1 protein-coding gene is annotated in these 1,521 nt (G+C 61.4%); it reads right to left on the minus strand.

Annotated elements, in window-relative coordinates; all coding sequences use genetic code 11:
• Positions 1–336: 336 nt before the first annotated feature.
• The gene (locus AC1DVN_RS30855; RefSeq protein WP_195849595.1) at positions 337–1,410 is read right to left on the minus strand and encodes a beta-ketoacyl-ACP synthase III; all 1,074 of its coding nucleotides are present in this window, start codon (positions 1,408–1,410) and stop codon (positions 337–339) included.
• Between the last annotated feature and the right edge of the window lie 111 nt (positions 1,411–1,521).

The raw sequence follows: 1,521 nt of genomic DNA on the forward strand, positions 1-1,521 counted from the left end.
ATGCCGGTCAGGGACTCCATGAGGTGAGACGTCCCCGTGTTGAGCACACATCGCGGAGACCCACTTATTGCGCCGGGCTCTTTGTTCCACCCGGCATCTCCACCCTAAAACAGTCCCTTAGATTCGGATGACGGGCGATTGGAACCGTTACCAACCGCGAGCCCACACCATAGCTTCCGGAGCGAGTTTCGGCTTCTGGCTGACCATGCAAGACGAATACCGTTCCACTGCAAACTATCTCGGATCGCCCTCGAAGCCCACGAACGGGGCACAYTTCGCCAGCCCCTGGAGCGCATCTCGATCGGTCATTGAACCGAATCATTCGAATCGGTTGGGTTATGCCAGAGGTGGGAGATGGACAACTTGTCCTGCATAAGCCAGGCCGGCACCGAATCCGAGCAGCAGCGCCGTGTCTCCGTGTCGGGCCTCGCCGGAACGGAGAAGTTGTTCCATGGCCATCGGAATCGATGCTGCGCTGGTATTTCCGCTTTCGGTGATGTCGCGGGCAACTGCGACGGTGTCGGGCAGTCCCAGCGTTCGTACGAGCGCGTCGGTGATGCGACTGTTGGCTTGGTGTGGAACGAACGCGTCGAGGTCGTGGGCCGTGATTCCAGCTTTGTCCAGTGCGTCGCGGCAGGCCTTCTCCAAAAAGGTTATTGCCCAGCGAAATACAGCCTGGCCGTTCATTCGGATGTACGGTCGTTCACTGCGTTCGCCGGATTGCTCGGCCGCAGCGACCTCGGCGAARTACTGGGTGAAGTCCTTGTCCTGCTTGATTGCAGACGTCTGGCTTCCATCCGAACCCCATGCGACCGGACCGATACCTTCGGACTCGGACGGACCGACCACGACTGCTCCAGCCCCGTCCGCGAAAATGAACGCACAGGTACGGTCGGTCGGATCGAGCAGATCGGAAAGCCGTTCCACGCCGATCACCAGAACATGGCGTGCCTGACCCGCGCGGACGAGGGCTGCGGCGTTGCCGAGCGCGTAGCAAAAGCCCGCGCACCCAGCTGAGACGTCGAACGCTGCGGTGTCGTGCAATCCGAGTTCCGTCGCCACGACCGCGCCCGCGGAGGGGCCGAGCACCATTTGCGACGATGTCGCGAGTACGACTGCATCGATCTGTTCGGCGGCGATTCCGGCCGCGGCGAGTGCGCTGCGAGCGGCGCTGACGCTCATCGCCACGATGGTTTCGTCCGGTTCCGCCCACCCGCGCGCTGCAATTCCCGACCGGGTGCGGATCCATTCGTCGGAAGAGTCGATACGATCGACGATTTCGGAATTGGGGACACTCCGTCGGGGCCGGTAAACGCCCAGCCCCAAGAGGGCCGTATGAGTAACGGAAGGTGCTGTGGAAATGAGCACGGAATCCTCTCCGGGGGACCTGACAGTCCACGTCCCCTGCATCTAACATGAACCAAACAGCCCACACAAACGCACGCGCCGCCAATGCCCTCTTGTTAGGGGCACAAAATCGCGCTGATAGCCCTTCCAGTGGGCAATCCGACCTTGTATGGT

It is taken from the genome of Rhodococcus sp. P4_E4 (genome assembly GCF_056401575.1).